At 71.8% G+C, this 16718-nt stretch carries 14 protein-coding genes and 1 riboswitch; of the genes, 8 read left to right on the top strand and 6 right to left on the bottom strand.

Features of this window, described 5'->3' with window-relative positions; translation table 11 throughout:
• Nucleotides 1-529: 529 nt before the first annotated feature.
• Nucleotides 530-1507: an arabinan endo-1,5-alpha-L-arabinosidase gene (locus C6W10_RS06105; protein WP_234361640.1), complete on the top strand. Its 978-nt coding sequence runs from the start codon at nucleotides 530-532 to the stop codon at nucleotides 1505-1507.
• A gap of 83 nt (nucleotides 1508-1590) precedes the next feature.
• The gene (locus C6W10_RS06100; RefSeq protein WP_199853881.1) at nucleotides 1591-2028 is read left to right on the top strand and encodes a nuclear transport factor 2 family protein; all 438 of its coding nucleotides are present in this window, start codon (nucleotides 1591-1593) and stop codon (nucleotides 2026-2028) included.
• A gap of 101 nt (nucleotides 2029-2129) precedes the next feature.
• On the opposite strand, the gene C6W10_RS06095 is transcribed toward C6W10_RS06100, so the two are convergent.
• Nucleotides 2130-2765: a hypothetical protein gene (locus tag C6W10_RS06095; RefSeq protein WP_107263706.1), complete on the bottom strand. Its 636-nt coding sequence runs from the start codon at nucleotides 2763-2765 to the stop codon at nucleotides 2130-2132.
• A gap of 137 nt (nucleotides 2766-2902) precedes the next feature.
• On the opposite strand from C6W10_RS06095, the gene C6W10_RS06090 reads away from it, so the two are divergent.
• A complete protein-coding gene (locus C6W10_RS06090; RefSeq protein ID WP_107257195.1) occupies nucleotides 2903-4093 on the top strand; it encodes a cytochrome P450 in 1191 nt (396 codons plus the stop codon).
• Nucleotides 4094-4129: 36 nt separating this feature from the next.
• On the opposite strand, the gene C6W10_RS06085 is transcribed toward C6W10_RS06090, so the two are convergent.
• The 5 genes from C6W10_RS06085 to C6W10_RS06065 form a co-directional block, all read right to left on the bottom strand.
• Nucleotides 4130-4915 carry an amino acid ABC transporter ATP-binding protein gene (locus C6W10_RS06085; protein ID WP_107257194.1) on the bottom strand — a complete coding sequence of 262 codons (786 nt, stop codon included), beginning with the start codon at nucleotides 4913-4915 and terminating at the stop codon, nucleotides 4130-4132.
• A complete protein-coding gene (locus tag C6W10_RS06080; RefSeq protein WP_107257193.1) occupies nucleotides 4908-5702 on the bottom strand; it encodes an amino acid ABC transporter permease in 795 nt (264 codons plus the stop codon). The genes C6W10_RS06085 and C6W10_RS06080 overlap by 8 nt, the downstream gene beginning before the upstream one ends.
• Before the next feature lie 82 nt (nucleotides 5703-5784).
• A complete protein-coding gene (locus C6W10_RS06075; RefSeq protein WP_107257192.1) occupies nucleotides 5785-6666 on the bottom strand; it encodes an ABC transporter substrate-binding protein in 882 nt (293 codons plus the stop codon).
• 261 nt (nucleotides 6667-6927) lie between these two features.
• A riboswitch (SAM riboswitch) is annotated at nucleotides 6928-7019 on the bottom strand.
• A 106-nt stretch (nucleotides 7020-7125) separates the two neighbouring features.
• The gene (hrpA, locus tag C6W10_RS06070) at nucleotides 7126-11190 is read right to left on the bottom strand and encodes an ATP-dependent RNA helicase HrpA (protein ID WP_107257191.1); all 4065 of its coding nucleotides are present in this window, start codon (nucleotides 11188-11190) and stop codon (nucleotides 7126-7128) included.
• Nucleotides 11191-11235: 45 nt separating this feature from the next.
• The gene (locus C6W10_RS06065) at nucleotides 11236-11841 is read right to left on the bottom strand and encodes a histidine phosphatase family protein (RefSeq protein ID WP_107257190.1); all 606 of its coding nucleotides are present in this window, start codon (nucleotides 11839-11841) and stop codon (nucleotides 11236-11238) included.
• Nucleotides 11842-12095: 254 nt separating this feature from the next.
• Here C6W10_RS06065 and C6W10_RS06060 point away from each other — a divergent pair, with 254 nt between their 5' ends.
• The 5 genes from C6W10_RS06060 to C6W10_RS06040 are packed head-to-tail and all read left to right on the top strand — an operon-like array spanning nucleotide 12096 to nucleotide 16704.
• Complete coding sequence (locus C6W10_RS06060; RefSeq protein WP_101365395.1) at nucleotides 12096-12362, top strand: acyl carrier protein; 267 nt, start codon at nucleotides 12096-12098, stop codon at nucleotides 12360-12362.
• 58 nt (nucleotides 12363-12420) lie between these two features.
• Nucleotides 12421-13668 (top strand): beta-ketoacyl synthase, encoded by a 1248-nt coding sequence (locus C6W10_RS06055; protein WP_107270853.1) that lies wholly within the window; start codon nucleotides 12421-12423, stop codon nucleotides 13666-13668.
• Nucleotides 13665-14807 carry a beta-ketoacyl synthase N-terminal-like domain-containing protein gene (locus tag C6W10_RS06050; protein ID WP_199853880.1) on the top strand — a complete coding sequence of 381 codons (1143 nt, stop codon included), beginning with the start codon at nucleotides 13665-13667 and terminating at the stop codon, nucleotides 14805-14807. The genes C6W10_RS06055 and C6W10_RS06050 overlap by 4 nt, the downstream gene beginning before the upstream one ends.
• Nucleotides 14807-15778, top strand: a complete 972-nt coding sequence (locus C6W10_RS06045; RefSeq protein ID WP_107257188.1) for a beta-ketoacyl synthase N-terminal-like domain-containing protein — start codon at nucleotides 14807-14809, stop codon at nucleotides 15776-15778. The genes C6W10_RS06050 and C6W10_RS06045 overlap by 1 nt, the downstream gene beginning before the upstream one ends.
• Nucleotides 15775-16704: an alpha/beta fold hydrolase gene (locus C6W10_RS06040; RefSeq protein ID WP_107257187.1), complete on the top strand. Its 930-nt coding sequence runs from the start codon at nucleotides 15775-15777 to the stop codon at nucleotides 16702-16704. The genes C6W10_RS06045 and C6W10_RS06040 overlap by 4 nt, the downstream gene beginning before the upstream one ends.
• The last annotated feature ends 14 nt before the right edge of the window (nucleotides 16705-16718 follow it).

Genomic DNA, 16718 nt, shown 5'->3' with positions numbered 1-16718 from the left:
ATCGACAGGGGCGGGGACATTGACGGTTGCTCATCCCGTCCGAGCAACTGTGAGCGCTAACATCTCCTGCTGTCAAGGCGTCCGGGGCAGGTCGGTTGGGACAGGGGCCGGGCCGGCCGCAAGGGCCCACGGCATCCTCCATGGCCAGCTACCTACAGAGGTTTCGAGCCTTTCGTCGCCCTGGCCAGGCGACACGCCGCCGCCACGATGCGGTGGCGCCCGATCGGAGCGGGCATGTTATCGCAAACATTTCGGTAGGAGTTCGAGGGTCAGAGAAGCGCTTCGACATCGCATGATGGCTCGCAGGCAACCATGCTCATCGATGTGAGCCATCACATCGGCGGTTGTGGAAACGTGCAGGAACCCGCGTTGTCGATGGTGCCGGCGTGGACCAGAAACCTGGACCGGAAAGGGATGTCCGATGAGTCAACTTCTCGGAGCGCACCGCCACAGGCGATGGAGGGCCTTGCTGACCGTGGCTGTGTGTGCGGTGACCGCTGTTGCTGGCACCGTGCTCAACCCGAAACCCGTGGCAGCGGCCACTACGGACACGAACCAGCAGTGGCAACTCACTTCCGTCGGCGGCAACGAGCCGCCGGCCACGACCGGCACGGTGCTGGCGCAGTACCCGGCGCCCGGCCGAGTGACCGGAGACATCGGCGTACACGACCCGACCGTGGTCAAGCGGCCCACCGGCGGCTACCTCATGGTGCACACCGGCAACAACGTCGCGCTCAAGACCTCCACGGACCGGACCGACTGGCGCAACGCCGGTTCGGCCTTCCCGGGCGGCGCGCCGTGGACGTTGTCGTACACCAACGGCGGCCGCAACCTCTGGGCCGGAGACATCTCCTACCACAACGGCCAATACTGGCTGTACTACTCGGCCTCGTCGTTCGGATCCAACCGCTCAGCGATCTTCCTCGCCACCAGTCCGACCGGCACGTCCGGCTCCTGGACGAACCGCGGCCTGGTCATCGAGTCCAGGACCTCGGACAACTTCAACGCCATCGACCCCAACCTCGCCGTGGACGACCAGGGCCGCTGGTGGCTCAGCTTCGGATCGTTCTGGTCCGGCCTCAAACTCGTCCAGGTCAACCCGTCCAACGGCCTGCGCCTCGACGGCACGATCCGCAGCATCGCCGGTCGCGGCGGCGGCGCCATCGAGGCCCCGTACATCTTCAAGCGCGGCGCCTACTACTACCTGTGGGTGTCGTGGGACATGTGCTGCCGAGGCGCATCCAGCACCTACCGGGTCATGGTGGGCCGCTCGACCAGCATCACCGGCCCCTACCTCGACCGCAACGGCCGCGACATGAACGCCGGTGGCGGCACCGAAATACTGGCCGGACACGACAACGTCCGCGGACCGGGACACCAGGCCGTTTTCGCCGACAACGACGGCGACATACTTGTCTACCACTACTACAACGCCAGCAACGGCGCCGCCCTGCTCGGCATCAACCGCATCGGCTACGACAACGCCGGATGGCCCTTCCTCTTCTGACAGGTGCGGGTGCCGACCGTCCGGTCGGGCCGCTCGACGTCGACGGGCGGCCCGACCGGACGGCGGCCGGTAGGCTGGAGAGAGTGACCCGCACCCACCGGGAACTCTTCGAACGGTACGTCCACGCCGGTGCGATCAGCCGGGACCCCGAGGCGATCGCCGCCCTCTTCACCGACGACGGTGAATACGAGGCGCCGCTGGTGCCGGAGGGTCATCCGCTGCCGCGCCGGCTGGTCGGCCGGGAAGCGATCCGGTCCGGCATCGGCGCGTACCACCGGGAGCCGGCCTACCAGGGCACGGTCGACGCGGCGGCGTCCGGGTACGTGCTGCACGAGACCGCCGATCCCGACGTCTTCCTTGTCGAGATCGACACCGTCCTCGTCGCGCCGACCGGGCAGCGTACGACCGTGTCCCTGGTGCAGGTCTTCCGGGTCCGCGCCGGCCGGATCGCGAAGCTCCGCGACTACTTCGCACCCCCACCGGAGGTCCCGTCCCCGCCACAGCCGGCCCGAGGCGCGTGACGACGAGCGGCTCCGGGTGGACCGGCGGACTCCGGCGCGACGGCTCCCGGACGGTACGCCCACGCCGGGTCGGCGGGCCGGTGCGCCAGCCGCTCCGTGGGTCAGCGGGCGACGGCGTACGCCAGGGGCAGCGGCGTCGGCTGGTCGGCCCAGGTAGCGGTCAACACGGCACCGGTCAGCCCGTGGTCCTTCGCTCCGGGGCGGCGGACGACCGCGAGTTCCACGGAGTCCGTGACGATCGTCGTCGGCTCCTCCTCGACCACCGGGTGGATCACGTGCACCGGCGGTACGGTGCTGCCCGGGGTGCCGTCGCCGGTCACGGTCATGCTCGGCGGGCGGACCTCGCGTACCCCGTCGACCTCGAAGAACTCCTCCGCCTGGCCGCTACCGGTGACGATCGCGGCGGCCAGCGCGCTGGCGTAGACCGGGTCGCCGCAGGCGTCGTACACCCAGCGGCGGCCGAGCACCGAGTGCTCGGTGGTCCCGATCAGCCAGTCGTCGCCGACGGGCAGCGGCGCGGCCCGGTAGGTGAGCGGAACCTGGTGCACCGGCCCGTCGCCGGACCTGACGAGCATCGTCTCGATCCCGACCGCTCCGTCCGGGTCGTCGAACCGGAAGCTCGCGACGCGGACGACGTCGGCGGCGGCCGGGCCCCGGTACCAGCGTCGGCCGGGCAGCCAGTCCGCCAGGAGTTCGAGTTTGCCGGGATGCAGTGCGGCCCGGTGCAGCAGTGCCATGCGCAAGATCATAGCCGGAGACCGTCCGGCGGCCGGCCGTCAGCGGGACTCTGCGTACGGGGCGACGGTGGCAGCATGGGAGGGAGCCCGGATCCGCTCCGGTCGCCGGGCCGTCCATCGTCGTGCGGGGGAGACGAATGTCGACCATTGCCAATCCGTTCGGGTCCGCCACCGATCTGCACCGGGTCCTCGCCGAGCTGCGCCGGGACAGTCCGGTCGTGGAGGTCGAGCTGCCGACCGGCGTCACCGCCTGGGTCGTCACCCGTTACGAGGACGCCCAGCGGGCGCTGAGCGACCCACGGCTGGCCAAGGCCACCTCGGCCGGCGGGTTCAACTACCGGGGGATGATTCCGGACGACGTGGCCCGGGCGGTCGGCCGGCACATGCTGGCGCTGAACCCGCCCGACCACACCCGGCTGCGGCGGCTGGTCTCCGGCGCCTTCACCGCACGCCGGGTCGCCGCACTGCGGCCCCGGATCGAGGAGCTGACCGAGCAGTTGCTGGACGGCATCGCCGACGCCGAAGAGGTTGACCTGATCGACCGCTTCGCCTTCCCGCTGCCGATCCAGGTGATCTGCGAACTGCTCGGCGTACCGGCCGAGGACCAGGCCGACTTCCGCAGGTGGACGGATGCGATCGTGACCGGCCCGATGAACCCGGCCGGACTGCCGCCCGCGCTGACCGCGATCGTCGGCTACATCCGTACCCTGCTCGCGGCCAAGCGGGAGCGGCCGGCCGACGACCTGCTCTCCGCGCTGATCGCGGTGCACGAGCAGGGTGACCGGCTCACCGACGACGAACTCGTCTCGATGGTCTACCTCTTCCTGATCGCCGGCCACGAGACAACGGTCAACCTGATCGGCAACGGCATGCTGCTGCTGTTGGCCGAACCGGAGCGCTGGGCCCGGGTGGTGGCCGAACCGGCGCTGCTGCCCGGGACGATCGACGAGGTGCTGCGCTACGAGGGGCCGGTGCAGAACGCCTCGTTCCGGACCGCGATGGAGCCGGTCGAGCTGGGCGGCCGGACCATTCCGCAGGGCGCGTCGGTGCTGGTCGCCCTCCTCTCGGCCAATCGGGACCCGGACCGGTTCCCCGAGCCGGACCGGCTGGACCTGGACCGTCCGCCCACCCCCAACCTGGCGTTCGGGCACGGCATCCACTACTGCCTCGGCGCACCGCTGGCCCGGCTGGAGGGGCAGATCGCCTTCGGCGGGCTGGCCCGCCGGTTTCCCGGGATGCGCCTGGCGGTGCCGCCGGAGGAGATCGGCTGGCGGTCCAGCCTGCTGCTCCGTGGCCTGTCGGCGCTCCCGGTCAGGCCGCACGGCTGACCGACGGACCCGCCGACGGGACGGTCCCGGGACGGGTCAGAGGACCTGGGAGAGGAACTGCCCGAGCCGGGCGCTTCGCGGGTCCTCGAAGATCTGTGCCGGCGGGCCGGCCTCGACCACCCGGCCCCGGTCGAGGAAGACGACCTGGTCGGCGACCTGCCGGGCGAAGCCCATCTCGTGGGTGACGACCAGCATCGTCATGCCCTGACCGGCCAGGTCCGCCATCAGCGAGAGCACGCCCTTGACCAGTTCGGGGTCGAGCGCCGAGGTCGCCTCGTCGAAGAGCATCACCCGGGGCGACATCGCCAGCGCCCGGGCGATGGCCACCCGCTGCTGCTGGCCGCCGGAGAGCCGGCCGGGCCGTACGTCCGCCTTGTGCCGTAGCCCGACCAGGTCGAGCTGGCGCAGCGCCAGCTCGGTGGCCTCGTCCTTGGAGAGCTTCCTGAGCTGCCGGAGGGCGAGTGTGACGTTGCGCAGTACCGTCATGTGCGGGAAGAGGTTGAACTGCTGGAAGACCATGCCGATCCGCTGGCGCAGCGCGTCCGGGTCCTGGTCGAGCACGCTCACGCCGTCCAGCAGTACGTCGCCGCGGTCCGGCTCCAGCAGCCGGTTGACGACCCGGAGCAGGGTGGACTTACCGGAGCCGGAGGGGCCGATCACGCAGGCGGTCTCGCCCCGGCCGACCTCCAGGTCGATGCCGCGCAGCACCTGGTTCCGGCCGAACGCCAGATGTACGTCCCGGGTCGCGACGCTCACCGACTCGTATCCGGGACCCGCCTCGGCGGGCCGGGCCGACACCGTCGGGCTGACAGACTCAGGCATGCTGGGTTCCCCTTCCAGCCGTCGGTAGCGCGGTCTCGCCGGCCAGCGCCACCGGGTCCTCCTCGTCGGGTTCCGGGCCGCCGGCCCGGCCGTCGCGCAGTCGCCGGTCGACCCAGTTGACGAGGTGGGTCAGCGGCACGGTGATGACCAGGTAGAAGAGCCCGGCGAGCAGCAGCGCGGACTCGTTGCCGGTGTTCGCCGCGTAGTCCTGGCCGATCCGGAACAGTTCCCGCTGGCTGGCCACCAGGCCGAGGAAGTAGACCAGGCTGGAGTCCTTGATCAGCGCGATGAGCTGGTTGACCCAGGCCGGCAGCACCCGGCGTACGCCCTGCGGGATGATCACCAGGCGCATGGCGGCGCCGTGCGACAGTCCCAGCGCCCGGGTCGCCTCCAGTTGGCTGGCCTCCACGCTCTGGATGCCGGACCGGAAGATCTCCCCGATGTACGCCGCCGCGATCAGCGACAGCGCCAGGATGCCCAGCGGATAGGGGTTCGGTCCCCACCAGGCGAGCCCGAGCGGTGCCAGCCCGACCCCGATCAGCAGGATGGTCACGGCGGCCGGCAGTCCCCGGAACACGTCGGTGTAGATCCGGGCCGGCCAGCGCAGCCAGCGGCTCCGGGACAGCCCGGCCATCGCCAGCAGCATGCCGAGCAGCGTCCCCACGATGGCGGAGAGCAGCGCCAGCAGCAGTGTGTTGGGCAGCCCGACCGTGAGCATCTCGGGCAGCGCCTCGCGCATCGACTCCCAGTCGAAGAACGTCTCCCAGAGCGTCGCCAGGGTCTCCATCGCCTCACCTGTCTCGGATCCACCAGTCGTCGGCCGGCCGCCCCGGGCGGCCGGCCGACGACTGTCTGATGTGCTGGCCGGGTCAGCTCGCCGGGGTGGCGGCCGGGCTCGTCGGACCGGCCTTGACCGGCGGGTACGTCACCGTGCCGCTGCCCGGCTTGAAGCTCTCCGGTACCGGCCGACCGGGGTAGTACTGCTCCTGGAGGCGGGTCCAGGTGCCGTCCTCGATCACCTGGTCGAGTGCGGAGTTCAGCGCCTCGCGCAGCGGGTCGGCGCCCTTGGCCACCGCGAACGCGGTCGGTGCCGAGCTGAGCTGCTTCTCGGCCAGTACGATCTTGCCGCCGCTCTCCTGTGCGGACTTCTCGCCGATCTCGGCGGGCGCGATCCAGGCGTCGGCGGTCTTCGACCTGAGCTGGTTGATCGCGCCGTTGTAGTCGGGTACCCGGACCGGGTCCAGGCCCTCCTTGGTGGCGTAGTCGTCCTGCACGGTGCCCTGCACCACGACCACCCGCTTCCCCTTCAGCTCGGCGAAGCTCCTGATCGGCGAGCCGGCCGGTACGTCGAGTCCGAAGTAGCCGAAGTCGTACCCGTTGGTGAAGTCGACGGTCTTGCGCCGCGCCTCGGTGATGGTGATCGACGACGAGCCGGCGTCGAACTTGTGGTTGTTGACCTGGGCGAGCAGCGCGGAGAACTCGGTGCCGACGAACTCGACCTTGAGCCCGAGCTTGCCCGCGACGGCGGTCATCAGGTCGTTGTCGAAGCCGGTGAACTTCCCGTCGGAGAGGAAGACGTTCGGCGGCGCGTCGGTCAGGGTGCCGACCCGCAGGGTCCCGGGTTGCAGCAGGTCGTACGGGTTGTCGGCGGTGTCGCCCGACGACGAGCCGCCGCAGGCGGCGACCGCGCCGAGCAGCGCGACGGCGGCGACCCCGGAGAGGAGGCGGGTGGCGAGAGGGTTGATGCGCATTGTGCTGAAACTCCATGAAATATCCGGCGACGGCGTGCCGGAGAACCACCCGAACCGGTCAGGTCACGGGCGGTACGCCGACGGCGTCGCTCAGGGGGTGCTGACGAGATGGTCGGAATGCCGCCGACCGGCGGTCGCGGTCAGGCCGAGGCCCGACAGAGCATGGTGCTCGTCCGGCAGAGGTCGACGTGTCGACGCCACCGGTGCCAGACGACATGCAGCCGGCTCGCCCGCCCGGCTCGGATGCTGCGCACTGCTGAACCTCCATCGGTCCTGGCGGTAGCACCCGCACCCACGGTGGGGGGTTGCTGCGACGTCGACGAGCCAGGTCTCTCGGTCGCTCTGGATGGCCGGAGGTCAGCCTACTAAACCCGGGTACCGACATTCCAACTGGTCAGGGCCGGGATGGCTGTGTCGCTCGCCACCCGCCGCCCCGGGGCGTCCGGCCGGTGCGGGGCCTCAGCCCGCCTCGGCGACGTCCATCGCCCGGTAGATCCGCTGTTCCGAGATCGGGTACGGCGTACCGAGCGCCTGGGCGAAGACGTTCACCCGGAGTTCCTCGATCATCCAGCGGATCTGCCGTACCGCGTCGGAACCCCGGCGGGCGGGTGGCAGCGCGTCGACCATCTCCCGGTACTCTTGCTGCACCTGCTCGATCCGGGCCTGCTGGTCGCGGTCCCGCTGCGGGTTCTGCGGCAGCCGGTCGAGGCGACGCTCGATCGCGGTCAGATAGCGGGGCAGGTCGGCGAGGCGGGCGTACCCGGTCTCGGTGACGAAGCCGCGGTGCACCAGTCCGGAGAGCTGGGCCCGGATGTCGGCCAGCGCCGCCACCATGGTCAGGTCGTTGGTCCGGGCCAGCCGCTGCTCGACCGCGTAGGCGGCGGCGAGCACCCGGCGTACCCGGTCGACGACCTCGACGGTGGTGTCGACCAGATCCGCCCGGACCCGGTCGCGCAGCGCGGCGAACCCCTCGGCGTCCCAGGCCGGCCCGCCGGCGTCGGCGATCAACTTGTCCACCGCCGCGTCGGCGGCGTCGTCGAGCAGCTCCTGCACGTTGCGGTGCGGGTTGCGGCTCAGCGCCAGCTTCGCCTCGTTGGAGAGCCGGCCGGAGACGAACTTCTGCGGCGAGCCGAGGGTCAGCCGGAGCAGTCGCCGGGTACCGGCCCACATCTGGCGACCCTGCTCGGCCTCGGTCTCGAAGACCCGTACCCCGACGCTGTCGCCCTCGTCGACCAGGGCCGGGTAGGCGGTCACCAGGTAGCCGGCCCGGTCCTGCTCGATCGAGCGCGGCAGCGTGCCGATGCTCCACTCCCGCAGCCCGGACCGTTCGACGTCCGGGGCGGCGGCGGCCACCATCCGGCGTACCTGGGTGGTGAGCTGCCGTTGCAGCGCCGGCAGGTCCTTGCCCTCGGCGACGGTCTGCCGCTCCTCGCCGACCACCCGGAAGGTGGGGCGCAGGTGTGCCGGCAGCTTCGCCAGGTCCCAGGCGTCCCGGGGCACGGTCACCCCGGTCATCCGGCGCAGCTCCCGGGTCAGCGCGTCGAGCAGCGGCTCCCGGCCGGGTGTGATCGAGGCCAGCACCGCCCGGGCGTAGTCCGGCACCGGGACGAAATTCCGGCGTACCGCCTTCGGCAGCGACCGGATCAGCGCCACCACGAGTTCCTCGCGCAGCCCCGGTACCTGCCAGTCGAAGCTCTCCGCGTCGACCTGGTTGAGCATCGGCAGCGGGATGTCCACCGTCACCCCGTCGGTCTCGGTCCCCGGCTCGAACCGGTACGTCAGCGGCAGCGCCACCCCGTCCGAGTGCCACTCGTCGGGGTAGTCGGCCGCGTCGACCCCGCCCCGTCCCTCGTTGACCAGCATCTGCCGGTCGAAGGTGAGCAGGTCGGGCCGGTCCCGGCGGGTCTTCTTCCACCAGGCGTCGAAGTGCCGGCCGGAGACCACCTCGGCGGGGATCCGCTGCTCGTAGAAGGCGTACAGCGTCTCGTCGGCGACCAGGATGTCCCGGCGCCGGGCCCGGTGCTCCAGCTCCTCCACCTCGTCGAGCAGCGCGCGGTTGTCGTGGAAGAACCGGTGGTGGGTCTGCCAGTCACCCTCCACCAGCGCGTGCCGGATGAACAGTTCCCGGCTCAGCGCCGGGTCGATCCGACCGAAGTTGACCTTCCGGCCGCTGACCAGCGGGATGCCGTAGAGGGTGACCTTCTCGAAGGCCATCACCGCGGCCTGCTTCTTTTCCCAGTGCGGCTCGCTGTAGCTGCGCTTCACCAGGTGCTGGGCGAGCGCCTCGACCCACTCCGGCTCGATCCGGGCGGCGACCCGGCCCCAGAGCCGGGACGTCTCGACCAGCTCGGCGGCCATCACCCAGCGCGGCGGCTTGCGGAACAGCGCCGAGCCGGGGAAGAGGGCGAACCTGGCGCCCCGGGCACCCAGGTATTCGTTCTTCTGCGTCTCCTTCAGCCCGACGTGCGAGAGCAGCCCGGCCAGCAGCGACTGGTGGATCCGGTCGGTGTCGAGGTTCTCCGGGGTCGCGTCGCCGGCCGGTGCCGTCGGCGTACCCGTGGCGGGGGCGTCGGTGCCGGAGTCGCCGCCGCGCCGGCCACGGCCCGGACGGGCGTCGGACGCCGCGCCGCCGGTGCTGCGGAGCACCTGGCGGAGTTGGGAGTGGATGTCCTGCCACTCCCGGACCCGCAGGTAGTTGAGGTATTCGGCCTTGCACATCCGGCGGAAACCGCTGGACGAGAGCGCCCGCTGCTGCTCCTGGAGATATCGCCAGAGGTTGAGCAGGGCGGAGAAGTCCGACTCCTTGTCGGTGAACCGGGCGTGCGCCTGGTCGGCCTGGGCCTGCCTGTCGGCGGGCCGCTCCCGAGGATCCTGGATGGAGAGGGCGGCGGCGATCACCGACACCTCGGTGGCGCAGCCGTTGCGCTCGCCCTCCAGCACCATCCGGGCCAGCCGGGGGTCGACCGGGAGCTGCGCCAGCCGGCGGCCCAGCGGGGTCAGCCGGTGCCCGGCCTCCTCGCCGGTCTCCTCCAGCGCGCCCAGCTCGCGCAGCAGGTTGACCCCGTCGGCGATGTTGCGCCTGTCCGGCGGGTCGATGAACGGGAACGCGGCGATGTCGCCCAGCCCGATCGCGGTCATCTGGAGGATGACCGAGGCGAGGTTGGTGCGCAGGATCTCCGGGTCGGTGAACTCGGGCCGGGACAGGAAGTCCGACTCGTCGTAGAGCCGGATGCAGATCCCGTCCGAGGTACGCCCGCAGCGCCCCTTGCGCTGGTTCGCCGACGCCTGCGAGACCGGCTCGATCGGCAGCCGCTGCACCTTGAGCCGGTGACTGTAGCGGGAGATCCTGGCCGTGCCGGGATCCACCACGTACTTGATGCCGGGGACCGTCAGCGAGGTCTCGGCGACGTTGGTGGCGAGTACGACCCGGCGACCCCGGTGCGGCTGGAAGACCCGGTGCTGCTCGGCGGTGGAGAGCCGGGCGAAGAGCGGCAGGATCTCGGTGTCCCGCAGCGCCGGGCGATTTTGCACGAGTTTGCCCAGCGCGTCGGCGGTGTCCCGGATCTCCCGTTCTCCGCTGAGGAAGACCAGGATGTCCCCGGGCCCCTCGGCGGCCAGCTCCTGCACCGCGTCGCCGATCGCCTGGATCTGGTCCCGTACGGTCTCCCCGTCGTCGTCCGGCTCCTCGCTGTCGCCCAGCTCGACCAGTGGCCGGTAGCGGGTCTCGACCGGGTAGGTCCGGCCGGAGACCTCCAGCACCGGCGCCGGCTCGTCGCCCGTGGCGAAGTGCCGGGCGAACCGTTCCGGGTCGATGGTCGCCGAGGTGATGATCACCTTGAGGTCGGGCCGGCGGGGGAGGAGCTGCCGGAGGTACCCGAGGATGAAGTCGATGTTGAGGCTGCGCTCGTGCGCCTCGTCGATGATCAGCGTGTCGTACTGCCGCAGCATCCGGTCCTGCTGGAGCTCGGCGAGCAGGATGCCGTCGGTCATCAGCTTCACCAGCGTGCTGTCGCCGACCTGGTCGGTGAAGCGGACCTTGTAGCCCACGACCCCGCCCAGCTCGGTGCCGAGCTCGTCGGCGATCCGGTCCGCCACCGTGCGCGCGGCCAGCCGGCGGGGCTGGGTGTGCCCGATCAGCCCCCGGACGCCCCGACCCAGCTCCAGACAGATCTTGGGTAGCTGGGTCGTCTTGCCGGAGCCGGTCTCGCCGGCCACGATCACCACCTGGTGGTCCCGGATCGCGGCGAGCAGGTCGTCCTTGCGCTCGCTGACCGGCAGCCCGGCCGGATAGCTGATCACCGGTACGGCGGCCCGGCGGCGGGCGAGCCGCTCCTCCGCGGTACCGATCTCGGCGGCGATCTCGGCGGTGGCCGCCTGCCGCCGCCCGAGATCACGGATCTTGGCGAGCCCCTCCATCCGGCGCTGGATCCGGCGCTGGTCGCGGAACATCAACTCCGGCAGCCGGGCCCGGAGCGCGGGAAGGTCGGCGGCGGGTACGGCAGGGGCGGGCGGTGGCGTCTGCATGTCGTCGCCAAGAATAGGCAGGCCCCGGCCGTGACCGCCCGTGAGTTACCCACCTTCCGGCGCCGGCCGCCCCGGTTGGCGTCGGGCCGGCGTCGGACGGTCCGTGCCCCAGCCCGACGGCAGCCGGTACGTCCACCCCGGGCGCCAGTCGAACGGCGCCGCCACCAGCTCGGCCAGCGGTACCCCGTGCAGCAGGTGGTCCAGCGCCCACCGGTTCGCCGAGTGCGCCACGATCAACACCCGGAAGCCGTCCCAGGCGGCGGCCAGGTCCCGGAGGAAGCCCCGGGTCTGCTCCACCACCTGCCGGTAGCTCTGCCCGCCCGGAAAGGGCTCGTCCAGATATCCGACCCGCAGCGGGGCCAGCTCGGCCACGGGCCGGCCGGTCAGGTCGCCGTAGTCGCACTCGCGTAGCCGGGTGTCCCGGTGCACCGGCAACTCCCGCAGCGGGAACGCCAGCTCGACTGTCTCCACCGCCCGGGCCAGGTCGGAGCAGAAGACCACGTGCAGCCCGTCGTCGCGGCGCCGCTCGCCCAGCTCGCGGGCCTCCCGCCGGCCGGCCCCGGAGAGCTGGCCGGGCCGCCAGCCGGTGGCCAGCCCGGTCTCGTTGTCGGTGGTCGTCGCGTGCGTCTCGTAGACGATGTCGACCGCCATGTCCCCACCCTGCCATCCGTACGGGCGGCGATCGCTTCACTCGTTACCGGAGTCCGGCGGTGGATATGGCGGACCGCCCGTCGCCATATAGGAGAAATATAGTCGCGGCTCACAGACTCGGGACAGTACCGCGATCCGATGGTGCCGCCAGACGGCCGAGGCGGCAAACGGTATCGGGCGGTGAGGCGCACGGCGCCGCCAGCCAAGGCCAGTCATCGAGATATTCACTCAACCGATCCGTTTCTGGAGGCGACATGAGCAGCACGACCCCCACCACCAGCACCGACATCGACCGCGAGCAGGTCAAGGAGATCGTCTGCGAGATTCTGGAAATCGACGCGGACGAGGTCACCGAGACCAGTCTGTTCAAAGAGGACCACGGTGCGGACTCGCTGCTCGCGATCGAAATTCTCGCCGCCCTGGAGCGGAATCTGCACGTCACGATCGACCAGGCGGAACTGAGCCGAATGGTGAATCTGCAGGGCGTTTACGCCGTCGTCGGCGAGGCGTCGAACGCCTGAGCGCGTCGCGCGGACGGCGGAGTCGGGTCGGAGGACTACAGGTGAGTGAGGCGCGATGATGAGCGTTCTGCCAGGCGATGCTCGATCGCCCCGCCGGGTGGTCGTCACCGGGCTCGGCGTGGTGACCAGCATCGGAATCGGGGTCGAGAAGTTTCTCGCCGGACTGCGGGCCGGTCGGAGCGGGGTCAAGCCGATCACCGCGTTCGACACGACCGGGTTCGCGTACGCCAACGGGTGCGAGATCACCGACTTCGACCCGGCCCGCTGGCTGCACAACGTCGACCCGGCACAGCTCGGCCGGGCGAGCCAGCTCTCGGCCGCCGCCGCCGGGATGGCGGTCGCGGACGCGGGCATGTCTCTCGGGGAGCTGCGGTCCCGCCGCGCGCTGGTGTCGGTGGGGACCACGGACGGCGAATCGCACGACCTCGACCAACTGGTCGGGGTCCAGGTCGACCGGGGGGCGGAACACTTCGACCCGGTCGTGGCGCGTCGGGTTCCCGCCGGCCGCCTCTCGTCGAGCATCGTCGCCGAACTCGGGCTGACCGATGTCGAGGCGGTGACGATCCCGACCGCCTGCGCGGCCGGCAACTACGCGGTCGGGTACGGGCTGGACGCGATCCGCAGCGGTGACGTGGACGTCGCCCTCTGCGGCGGTGCCGACGCGCTGTGCCGGAAGACCTTCACCGGCTTCTACCGGCTCGGCACCATCGCCCCGGAGGCGTGCCAGCCGTTCGACCGCAACCGCAAGGGCATCCTCACCGGCGAGGGCGCCGGCATCCTGCTGATGGAGAGCCTCGACTCGGCCCGGGCCCGGGGTGCCCGGATCTACGCCGAGGTGCTCGGCTACGGGCTCAACTGCGACGCGTACCACCCGGTCGCGCCGGACCAGAACAGCATCGCCCGCTGCATCGAGCTGGCCCACCGCAACGCCGGGGTGAAGCCGGAGGACATCGACTTCATCTCCGCGCACGGCACCGGGACCAAGGCGAACGACGTCACCGAGGCCGGCGCCATCCGGCAGGTCTTCGGGCAGGGGGCGCCCCGGACGGTCTCGATCAAGGGAATGATCGGGCACACCATGGGGGCGGCGAGCGCGCTGGCCTCGGCCGCCTGCGCCCTGGCCATCACCCACAAATTCATCCCGCCGACCATCAACCACGTCGAGACCGACCCCGAGTGCGGGCTCGACTGCGTACCGAACGTGGCCCAGGACGCCGATCTGCGGGTGGTGCAGAACAACGCGCTCGCCTTCGGCGGCAACAACGCGGTGCTGATCCTCGGCAGGTACGACGAGGTGACGCCATGACCGCGCTGGTGGTCGGGATGGGCGCGGTGGCCAGCATCGGCGGCAGTACCGTCGAGTTCTTCGACTCGCTCTGCGCCGGCTACAGCGGGCTGGCCGAACTGCGCGGCTTCGACCGCTCCCGTTACCGGGCGCAGCACGCGTACGAGATCGACGACCGACCGGGCCCCGGCTGCGACGAGACCCTGCGGGCCAGCCGGTGGCTGGAGCAGGCGGTCGGTGCCGCGCTGGCCGACGCCGGCCTCGACGACGACCTCGGCGACACCCCGGTGCTGGTCGGCACCACCCTGCGGGAGCTGCGCTCGGTCGAGCTGAGCTGGCGCGACGGGGTGCCGTTCGACGCCCGCGACCTGCACTTCGGCAGCGCGCTGCGGAAGCGGTTCGGGGCCACCGACACGCACACCGTGGCGAACGCCTGCTCGGCCTCGCTCTACACCCTCGGCCTCGGCATGGACCTGCTCGACCTCGGTGTCGCCGACACCGTCGTGGTGGCCGGGGTCGACACCATCACCGAGAGCACCTACGGGCTGCTGGACCGCTGCTACGCGGAGGCGCCCGAGCAGGTGCGGCCGTTCGACCGGGACCGCCGGGGCATGCTCCAGGGCGAGGGCGCGGTCGCCGTGGTGCTGCGCCGGGAGGCCGACGGCCCCGGTGCCGGGCACCGGCACGCCCGGGTCCGGGGCGTGGCGGTGAACTGCGACGCCTACCACCCGTCGGCACCGGACGCCAAGAGCATCGCCCTGGTCACCCGGGAGGCGCACCGGCGGGCCGGGGTGGAGCCGGCCGACGTCGACCTGCTGATGCTGCACGGCACCGGTACGGCACTGAACGACGAGGCCGAGGCGCAGGCCGTCCGGGAGGTCTACTCCGGGGTGTCGCCCTCGCCGTACATGACCGCCATCAAGTCGATGACCGGGCACACCGCCGGCGCCTCCGGGCTGCACAGCCTGGTGGTGGCGGTCGAGGCGCTGCGCTCCGGCGTGGTGCCGCCGATCCTCGGCCTGGAGAACCCGATCGACGAGGTCGACGGCTTCCGACTGGTACGCGAGCACGCCGAGCTGGCCACCCTGCGGGTCGCCCAGGTGGACTCGTTCGGCTTCGGCGGACTGAACGCCGTCGCGATCGTGGAGAAGGTGTCCTGATGGCTCCGGTCGACGTGGTGGTCAGCGGGGTGGGGGTGGCGGTCTCCGGGATCGCCGGCCCGGACGACCTGCTCCGGCGTACCCCGGCCGGCGCCGACGGCGACGACCCGACCCGCCGCCTGGACCGCAAGGGGCTGCGCTACAAGGACCGGGCCACCCGGCTCGCCCTCTGCGCCGGCCGGGACGCGCTCGCCGACGCCGGACTGCTCGGCGACCCGGGCCTGACCGTCCCCGGCGAGACCGTCGGCGTGGTGGTCAGCTCCAACTACGGCAACGTCGACACGGTCTGCGACACGGTGTCGACGATCGCCGAGGAGACCTACGTCGGGCTGAGCCCGATGAACCTGCCGGCCACCGCGAGCAACGTGATCGCGTCCTGGCTGGCGATCTGGTTCCGGCTGCGCGGCGCCAACCTGACCATGTGCAACGGGGCGACCTCCGGACTGGACGCGGTCAACTGGGGTCGGCTGCTCGTGCTGGCCGGCCGGGTCGACCGGGTGCTGGTGGTCGGAGTCGAGCCGGCGAACGCGCCGGTCCGGCACCTGGTCAGCGGCGGCCGGAGCAAGGACGACGACGACCTCCGGCTCTTCGACGGCGCCGCGGCGCTGGTGCTGGAGTCGGCGACGGCGGTCCGGGACCGGGGCGTCGAGGCGCTCGCCGAACTCGGCCCGTACGCCCGCAAGGCGGATCAGCCGGCGGCGGTGGCCGCGATCCGGCGTACCGACCCGCGTCCGGTGGACATGTGGTTCGGGGCCGGGGCGGGTGGACCGACCGGGATGACCGAGCAGACCAGCCACGACCTGACCGCGTACCACGGGCACTGCTCGGGGGCGCTCGGCGTGCTCCAGTGCGTCGCCGGTACCGCCTGGCTGAACGGGCACGACCGGGGTGCCGTACTCGCCACCGCCGACGGCGACGGTTCGGACGCGGCGGCCGCGCTGCTGCTGACCGCCGGGGGAGAGCGGCGATGAGCACCTCCGCGCCGCCGAGACCGGACCGCGCCCTGCCGCACGGGACCGGGGTACCGGTCCGGTGCCGGCGGCCCGGTGCCGGCACCCGACCGGTGCGTACCCTGCTGCTGCACGGCCTCGCCAGCAGCCGGGCCATCTGGGACCGCTTCGAGTCGCGGGCACCGGCCTGGCTGGAGCTGTGGGACGCCGAGCTGCCCTGGGCGAGCGCCGGCGACACCGGCTGGAGCCACCGGGCCGACGCCACCGGCGCGGCGGCGCAGGCGCTGGCCGCCGTCCCCGGCGGCGCGGACCTGGTGGTCGCGCACTCGTTCGCCGCGAACACCCTGCTGGAGCTGCTCGGCCGGGCCGGCCGGGTCGGCGGGCCGGCGGAGCCGGAGACCATCCGGCCGGCGATGGCGATGGCTCCGGCGGTCACGGGCGCGGTGCCGCTGCCCCGGGCGGTGGTGCTGGTCTCGCCCTTCTACCGACCGGCCGCCGACGACTTCGACTGGGCGGCGATCGACTTCTATCTCAACCACTTCCACCGGATCCTCGAAGAGGGGATCCGGGTCAGTGCCCCGGCCGGGCTGCCCGCCGAGGTACGCGTCGCGATGGGCGAGCGGGTTCGGGAGCGGATCGGCCCGTACGGCTGGATGCGCTTCTTCGACGCCTACCTGCGTACCCCGTTCCTGCCCGTCGCCGACCTGGCGCTGCCGCTGCTGGTGATCTCCGGCGACGGCGACTTCGCCGCCCGGCCCGGCGACGGGCGGGCGCTGGCCGACGCCGCACCCGCCGGCCGGTACGCCCTGCTCGCCGACTGCGGCCACTTCGCGATGGCCGAGCACCCCGACCGGTTCGCCGCCCTGGTGGCGGACTTCGCCCACCCGCTGTCGCCCCCCGACACAAGCCCGGAACCGATCCTCGACACACACCTGGAGCGCACGTGAACTCGACGACCCTG

The organism is Plantactinospora sp. BB1 (genome assembly GCF_003030385.1).
Classification (GTDB): Bacteria; Actinomycetota; Actinomycetes; order Mycobacteriales; family Micromonosporaceae; genus Plantactinospora.
This window is presented reverse-complemented; position numbering and strand designations above follow the sequence as displayed.

Coding starts and splice junctions, on each gene's coding strand:
- hrpA (WP_107257191.1), bottom strand. CDS start 11,190: ATGCAGACGCCACCGCCCGCCCCTGCCGTACCCGCCGCCGACCTTCCC.
- C6W10_RS06055 (WP_107270853.1), top strand. CDS start 12,421: ATGAGCGTTCTGCCAGGCGATGCTCGATCGCCCCGCCGGGTGGTCGTC.
- C6W10_RS06065 (WP_107257190.1), bottom strand. CDS start 11,841: ATGGCGGTCGACATCGTCTACGAGACGCACGCGACGACCACCGACAAC.
- C6W10_RS06095 (WP_107263706.1), bottom strand. CDS start 2,765: ATGGCACTGCTGCACCGGGCCGCACTGCATCCCGGCAAACTCGAACTC.
- C6W10_RS06050 (WP_199853880.1), top strand. CDS start 13,665: ATGACCGCGCTGGTGGTCGGGATGGGCGCGGTGGCCAGCATCGGCGGC.
- C6W10_RS06080 (WP_107257193.1), bottom strand. CDS start 5,702: ATGGAGACCCTGGCGACGCTCTGGGAGACGTTCTTCGACTGGGAGTCG.
- C6W10_RS06075 (WP_107257192.1), bottom strand. CDS start 6,666: ATGCGCATCAACCCTCTCGCCACCCGCCTCCTCTCCGGGGTCGCCGCC.
- C6W10_RS06090 (WP_107257195.1), top strand. CDS start 2,903: ATGTCGACCATTGCCAATCCGTTCGGGTCCGCCACCGATCTGCACCGG.
- C6W10_RS06060 (WP_101365395.1), top strand. CDS start 12,096: ATGAGCAGCACGACCCCCACCACCAGCACCGACATCGACCGCGAGCAG.
- C6W10_RS06040 (WP_107257187.1), top strand. CDS start 15,775: ATGAGCACCTCCGCGCCGCCGAGACCGGACCGCGCCCTGCCGCACGGG.
- C6W10_RS06085 (WP_107257194.1), bottom strand. CDS start 4,915: ATGCCTGAGTCTGTCAGCCCGACGGTGTCGGCCCGGCCCGCCGAGGCG.
- C6W10_RS06045 (WP_107257188.1), top strand. CDS start 14,807: ATGGCTCCGGTCGACGTGGTGGTCAGCGGGGTGGGGGTGGCGGTCTCC.